This is a genomic window from Tepidibacter sp. Z1-5, assembly GCF_037844525.1.
GTDB lineage: Bacteria > Bacillota > Clostridia > Peptostreptococcales > Peptostreptococcaceae > Tepidibacter_A.
Map to the genome: position 1 here is coordinate 67,913 of NZ_JBBMMD010000083.1, position 7,249 is coordinate 75,161.

Annotated in this window: 6 protein-coding genes; 4 read left to right on the forward strand and 2 right to left on the reverse strand. The window is 25.4% G+C overall.

Annotation, left to right across the window (positions count from 1 at the left end):
- Nucleotides 1-403: 403 nt before the first annotated feature.
- Together WJW32_RS14825 and WJW32_RS14830 are read right to left on the reverse strand one after the other, a co-directional pair.
- A complete protein-coding gene (locus WJW32_RS14825) occupies nt 404-550 on the reverse strand; it encodes a hypothetical protein (RefSeq protein ID WP_340259747.1) in 147 nt (48 codons plus the stop codon).
- A 15-nt stretch (nt 551-565) separates the two neighbouring features.
- Nucleotides 566-928 carry an HIT family protein gene (locus tag WJW32_RS14830; RefSeq protein WP_340259749.1) on the reverse strand — a complete coding sequence of 121 codons (363 nt, stop codon included), beginning with the start codon at nt 926-928 and terminating at the stop codon, nt 566-568.
- A 113-nt stretch (nt 929-1,041) separates the two neighbouring features.
- On the opposite strand from WJW32_RS14830, the gene dndB reads away from it, so the two are divergent.
- Genes dndB through WJW32_RS14850 form a run of 4 tightly spaced genes read left to right on the forward strand, consistent with a single transcriptional unit; the run spans nt 1,042 to nt 6,147 of the window.
- Nucleotides 1,042-2,124 carry a DNA sulfur modification protein DndB gene (gene dndB, locus WJW32_RS14835; protein ID WP_340259751.1) on the forward strand — a complete coding sequence of 361 codons (1,083 nt, stop codon included), beginning with the start codon at nt 1,042-1,044 and terminating at the stop codon, nt 2,122-2,124.
- Between the two features lie 5 nt (nt 2,125-2,129).
- Nucleotides 2,130-3,614, forward strand: a complete 1,485-nt coding sequence (gene dndC / locus WJW32_RS14840; protein ID WP_340259753.1) for a DNA phosphorothioation system sulfurtransferase DndC — start codon at nt 2,130-2,132, stop codon at nt 3,612-3,614.
- A complete protein-coding gene (locus WJW32_RS14845; RefSeq protein ID WP_340259755.1) occupies nt 3,601-5,763 on the forward strand; it encodes an AAA family ATPase in 2,163 nt (720 codons plus the stop codon). The genes dndC and WJW32_RS14845 overlap by 14 nt, the downstream gene beginning before the upstream one ends.
- A 3-nt stretch (nt 5,764-5,766) precedes the next feature.
- The gene (locus tag WJW32_RS14850) at nt 5,767-6,147 is read left to right on the forward strand and encodes a DndE family protein (protein WP_340259757.1); all 381 of its coding nucleotides are present in this window, start codon (nt 5,767-5,769) and stop codon (nt 6,145-6,147) included.
- The last annotated feature ends 1,102 nt before the right edge of the window (nt 6,148-7,249 follow it).

Below are 7,249 nucleotides of genomic sequence, written 5' to 3' on the forward strand. Positions count from 1 at the left end.
TGCTGGTACAAGTTCACATAAATTCTTTATACGTTAAAATTACTAAATTTAAAGAATGTAAATTCTCCAAAAAAATCTATACTTTCCTAGTGTGTTATTAGATCTCTTTCTGAGGAAATAAAAAATAGCTTATTTTAGAAAACTCAATTAATTTCCTAAATAAGCTATACAATAACGCTCTCTATTTATACTTCAGAAGTACAACTGCAACAAAACTGTTCCAGTTTTTATAAGGAGTCTGACCACATGACCGTAAAACTCTATTCGATCCAAATACAAGGATCAACTTCGTAATGGTAATTTAATTTTAAGAACGGATAGTGGGTTTGGTTAATCAGAAAATATTGAAAAGTTACTTTACATCCATAAATTGAAATTTGTAACAGTTTATGCTTGTTAATCTTTATTCAGATTCAATGTTTTCATTAATTATTTTAGAAAACGAATCAATAAATTGTTGTTCTATAAAGCTTAGCTGACGAAAAAGTTCTAAAACTCCATCTGAATTAAGTTTCATTTCATACTCAAATATTAGTAATACGTATTCCATACTACTTCTTAAAAATTAATATATTCTCTTATTCGGAATAACCCCTCTTACTCCACCAGTAGGATTATCTATATCACCTTTATATCTTGGTATTATATGAGTATGTAGATGCATAACAGTTTGACCTGCATATTCTCCACAGTTAATTCCTATATTATACCCATCTGGTGAATACTCATCATCTAACATAACTTTACATTTATCAATCAAATCTATTATAGCCATCTTTTCTTCATGTGTAGTCTCAAAATAATCCTTAATATGCCTTTTAGTTATTATAAGTACATGACCCTTAGTTACAGGATATTTGTCGTATATAGCATAACAAAGTTCATTTTCAAGTATGTATTCTTTTATCTCACAAAATATACAGTTCATATTATTCTCCTTATCTAGTTATTTTCGAAATATTTCAAACTTTTCCACCTTGTTTTATTACGTACGTAAATATGGTATAATTATATAAAATACGTACGTAAAAGGTGATTTCAATGAATTCAAATTTTTATTACTCTTTCCCTGCGATCAGGGGATATCAAGCTCAAAGAGAATATTATGTGATAATGTGTCCTTTTAAAATATTATCTAAACTTTTCATATTTAATGATGAGGATATTCCTCCTGAATATAGAGCTCAAAGAATTTTAAACAAAGCTAGAATACCCGAAATAAGTAAGTATATAATAAATAATCCTACTGATTATCTTTTTTCATCTTTAACTGCATCTGTAGATGGTGAAATTATATTTACATCATATGTTAATGATAATTCAAACAATATTGGTAATCTACAAATATCTATGGATAGTACTTTACTTATAAATGATGGTCAACACAGAAAAGCAGCTATAGAAGAAGCTCTAAAAATCAATGCTGCTTTAGGTTCAGAAACTGTATCTGTAGTACTTTTTATTGATGAAAATTTAAAAAGAAGTCAGCAGATGTTTTCTGACCTCAATAAACACGCTGTAACTATTTCAAAATCTATAGGAATTTTATATGATTCAAGAGATCCAATATCTATTTTAACTAAGGATATTATTAATTCTATACCTGTTTTAAGAAATTATACAGATAGCGAGAATCGTTCTTTATCTAAAAATTCTACAAAACTATTCACACTAAGCAATATATACGAAGCTAATAAAAAGATAATTGGTAAGAACAGTATAGATGATAAAAATCTACAAAAATTCATTTTAGATTTTTGGATATTTTTATGTGATAATTTAAAAGATTTGCAGTTTGTCTTTAATAAAGAAATTAGTCCACCAAAATTTAGAGAATCATATATACTATCTTATGGTGTTGTTTTAGAATCGTTAGGTCTAATTGCTAATTATATATACAACAATAGGATAAATAACTGGAAAGATATATTAATAGATTTAAATAAAATAGATTGGAATAGAAATAACTTAAAAGACTGGAGAGGACGAGCTATTTCTATAAACGGAAGGATAAGTAAGAACTCAAACTGTATAAAACTCACTACGATTTTAATTAAACAAAAAATAAATTTACCTTTAACTAAAGAAGAACTTAAACTTGAAAACAACTTCAGAAAGGAATAGCTCACATGATCAATAATTTTTTTGACAGTAACTCTATAAAAGACATATATAATGAAATGAAAATGGTCTATTTAAACGATAAAAGACCATGGATAATAGGTTATAGTGGCGGTAAGGATAGTACAGTTGTTGTTCAGCTTGTATTTCAAATGATATTAGATCTTCCTAAAGAACAACGTCATAAACAAGTACATGTTGTATCATCAGATACATTAATTGAAAATCCATTGATACTTGAATATTTAGAACAAAATATAGATTTAATAAATAAAAGCGCACAGGAATATGAAATACCTCTACAAGCACATTTAGTTAAACCAATTGCCAACGATACTTTTTGGACAAATGTTATTGGTAGAGGATATCCTACTCCAAAATCTATTCAATATAGATGGTGTACAGATAGACTTAAAATAAGACCTTCGAATAAATTTATACAAGAACAATTAGAATCTGAGGATGTAGTTGTTCTTCTAGGTGTTCGTAAATCTGAAAGTATATCTAGAAAAACAAGAATAGAAAACAGAGAAATAGATGGATATCTTTTAACACCTCACGAAACTCTAAGAAATAAAAATAATATGGCATACGTATATAACCCTATAGTAGATTTAACTACAGATGATGTTTGGGCAATTCTTAAGAATCGCTATCCAGGAGGAAATGAAGATGCTATGACTCCATGGGGTAGTAATAATATGGATTTAGCCGTATTATATGCTAAAGGTTCTGGAGATGGAGAATGCCCATTTATTGCAACTACTGACAATACTAACACTTGTGGTAATAGTAGATTTGGTTGTTGGATATGTACAGTTGTCTCAGAGGACAAATCTCTGAATGCATTTATAGAATTCGAAAAATGGTTACAACCGCTTAAAGATTTTAGAACTTGGTTAATGAATATTAGAGATAAAGAAGAATATAGAAAAAAACACAAAAGAAATGGTGTAGTTCATAAAACTAAAGATGGTAGGATTACATTTGGCCCATTTAATTTCGAAGCAAGAAAACTTATATTAACCAAACTATTAGAACTTCAATTACAAATGCAGCAAGAAATAGAACTAGCAATACAAAATCATTCTACTGATTTTGCTAATTCTAACCTAGAATTAATAAAACTAGAAGAGCTTAAAGCCATAGATGAAATTTGGGATAATGAAGAAGATCTTAGTCGAACTACATTGATTGATATATACTATGAAGTTATGGGTAAAAAATTGCCATGGCATGAATACAAGCAACCTATGTTTGATGAAATTGCTCTAAGTATTATAGATTCCAAATGTCAAAGTCATAAAATAAGTCCTGAACTATTTAATAAACTTCTTATTGAAACAGATAAATATAAACACTTTAGTAACCCAACAAAACTTAAAAAGGCTATAGATAAAACACTTAATCAGCAATGGATACATTATGATATAGTTGAGCAAATAGAGCAAGAATCACAAACTATTAAGGAGACGGAGCATGAAGATAAATAAATTAAGATTAAAAAACTTTAGATCCTATGAAGAAGAAGTTGAGTTTGATTTTTCTACTTCTGATACTAGAAACATTATACTCATCGGTGGTAAAAATGGTGCTGGAAAATCAACGATATTTGAATCTATAAAACTATGTATATATGGACCTCTTGCCTATAAATATCAAGGTTTTAACTCTACCTATATAAATAAAATCAAATCAAATATAAATGATAATGCATTTAAAAATAATTTTGTAGATGCATACGTTTCTATAGATATTGAACTTAACGAAAACACTGAAAAAAACATTTATAGTTTGACTAGAAAATGGACTTTTAAAGATAAAAAATTAAGCGAAGAGTTTTTTGTTTATAAAAACTACTCCCCTACTCCTTTAAATACTGAAGAAATTAATTACTTTGAAAACTATTTAAAATCTATAATATCTCCTAAAATATTTGAATTTTTCTTTTTTGATGGAGAGAATTTATCTGAATTTTTCATAGGTAAAAATTCAAATATACATTTAAAACAATCATTACTATCTTTATGTAATTACGATACATTAGATATTTTAAAATCTACTATTCTATCTAATAATAGAACTAATAAAAATGACAATAACAAAATCAGTCAAGCTCAAGACTACTATTTATCATTAGAATCTAAGTATACAAGCAAAGACAATAAGATTAATGATATAGTAGATAAAATAGAATTATTAGAAAAAGAAATAGAAGATTTATCACTAGATAAAGCAAACCTTGAAAAATCTTTTAAAGAAAAAGGTGGTCTTTTAGCAGAATCTAGAGAAGAACTCGAGAAAAAATTAAATACTCTTGAAAATGAGAGAATAACAATAAATCAAAAAATAAAAGATTTTTGCAATGAAATGTTACCATTTTTAATTATTAAAAATAGTCTGCCAAAACTAAAAAAACAAATTGAACAAGAAAATAAATTTTCAGTATATTCTCATGTTAAAGATAAACTTAGTTCTGAGTTTATAGGTAATATATTAAAAAATAATAAATTAGATCATCCGAATTTAGATGAAATTGCTTTTACTATATCTGACGCATTAACACATGATATAAAACCAAATACAGCAGATGATACTTTTGAAAATATTCATATGCTCTCTAATGATGAAAGTAATTTAGTATTATCTAACATTAATACTGTACTTAACTTTGATAATAAGGAAATTCTTAATTCATATTCTAAAATAGAAAGTATAAACAATGAAACTAATCAAATAAGAAAAAAACTAAATTCTACTTTAGGAAATGAAGCTATAGATAAATTTATAAAAGAGATATCAAAAATCACATCTATAATTTCAGAAAAAACAAATTATAAACTTAATCTAGAAAATAATTTAGAAGATTTAAAGTTTGAAATAATTAAAATTGAATCTGAAAAAGAAAAAGCAAAAAGAAATTATACTGAATTACTACAAACCAATAATGTAGTTGATATATCAATTAACCTACTAGATTTAATAGATGATATAGTAATTAACTTAACTAGTAGCAAGTTAAGAGAAGTTGAAAATAACTTTATGTATATATTTAAAAAGCTAATCAGAAAAGACAAGTTTATAGATAGTATCCATATAAATAGTGATTTCAATGTTACATTGTATATTGATAAAATGTATAATTCTATTGATATAGAAAATATGCTCGACAACATAGGATACGATGAAATGAATAAAAAGTTAGGAAATCTATTCTTTAAAGATCTTAGCAGAGAATACAAGACTAATAATAAATCCGATTTAATTAAGGCTATTAAATCCAGCACTCAATCTGGTCTATTAAATCTTAGAACAAAAGTAGATTTAAATAATTTTTCAAATGGAGAAAAACAAATATACATCCTTTGTATATACTGGGCTTTAATTAAAGCATCAGGAATTAGTATTCCATTTATAATAGATACTCCTTATGCTAGAATAGATGAAACTCATAGAAATAATATCACTACTGAATATTTTTCTAGTATAAGTAATCAAGTAATAATTTTATCAACTAATACCGAAATTGATTTTGAATCATATAAACAAATCAACCAACGCATTAGTCATGAATATTTAATTGAATATGATGATAATGAAAGAAAAACAAAAAAATCTGAAGGTTATTTTTTCGAGGTGTAAATTATGGGATTTAGATTAAAAACATCAAAAAAGACAAAAAAAATATTTGAAGAATTAGGCAAAAGTACTAATCTCAAACCATTTGCTCTATCTAAATTATCAATAGCTTTATCATTAACTGATGAAAATCCGATTGATAATTATACTAGTGATACTAATGGACTTGAACTTAATAGGCAAACTATTACTGCTCAATATGATACTATTTATAAAGCTCTTATGCAAGAACATGCAAATAAGCATTTAACAGATGATGAGTATTTTCCTACACATACAAAGCTTCATATAGATCGTGGAGCTGAAATGTTAAAGAACAAATACGTGTATTCAACTAATTTAGAAAACTTTATAACTCAAATATTAAAAGGTGATTTAGGAGTATAAATATATTTTAGCATTTTGTGAAAATTGAATATTAAGTTATATATTAGCCCAAATTATACAAAAACATAGATATTTTCTTATAATTTGGGTTATAATCATAATTATGCTCAAAACTTAGTCGATTTTAGTATAAATGAAAATATATAGTTCTATATAAGTTTTAATTTCAAACCAATTTATCATATCTTCTTATCCATTTTTTGCTATATCCTTAGTTGCTAAATAGAATATCTTTTCTAAAGATTTATCAGAATGAAAAATTGATTTAGTTTTATTTACTTTTCTATATTGTGTATTCAATCATTTAATAATATTAGTTATACATATTATTTTTTAACTTTCTAAAAATAGTTAAAAAATCACTTAAAACATCCAAATTAGGTTCCCAACTTTGAATAGCAAATAGATACTTACTTGACTAAACTTGTTTTATACCTTCTATAACTGAACAAATTATTTTTAAATATTTAGCAAATGCCATTCTATATTTGTATGGTATATACTTAAGAGTATTTCTTATTTAAATCTTTTAACTTGTGGATTAGAAAAGATACGTTTTAAAGTTTCCTCTAATACCCTTACTTTAATATCTCAAAAAAACTAACATCTTTAAGAGTTCTATTTTTCAAGCTATTTAAAATAGATAACCAAAATTAAAAGTTTTATTTTCGCCTATCCATATTACTAAAACTTCTTTTAATCTATCTTTATTTACACCTAAAACTACTATAATCTCTATTAGTATTTTTTCTAAAAACTGTAGCTTACTTTATATATTTATAATTCTTTTAAGTTTCTTATTTAATAAAGTTTTATTTGTTAATCCTCTTAAACTATTACATCCTCTAATATTCATGTATATCATTAAGTATAAATTTAATCTGCTATCAAAGTGATAATTTTTGTAATTTGCATCACACTTAGAAATTGTCTTGTTTAAAAAGTTCCATATAATTTCATCTATTAATTATTATTGAAGACTAGTTTATCATTAAATGTAAACGTAAAAAAATAGACGGATATATATTTTAAATTTTCTTTGCTACAATTATAGAAGAAAGTAAGGAGGTCTTAGTTATGGCAAAGGAAACAACTAAAATTA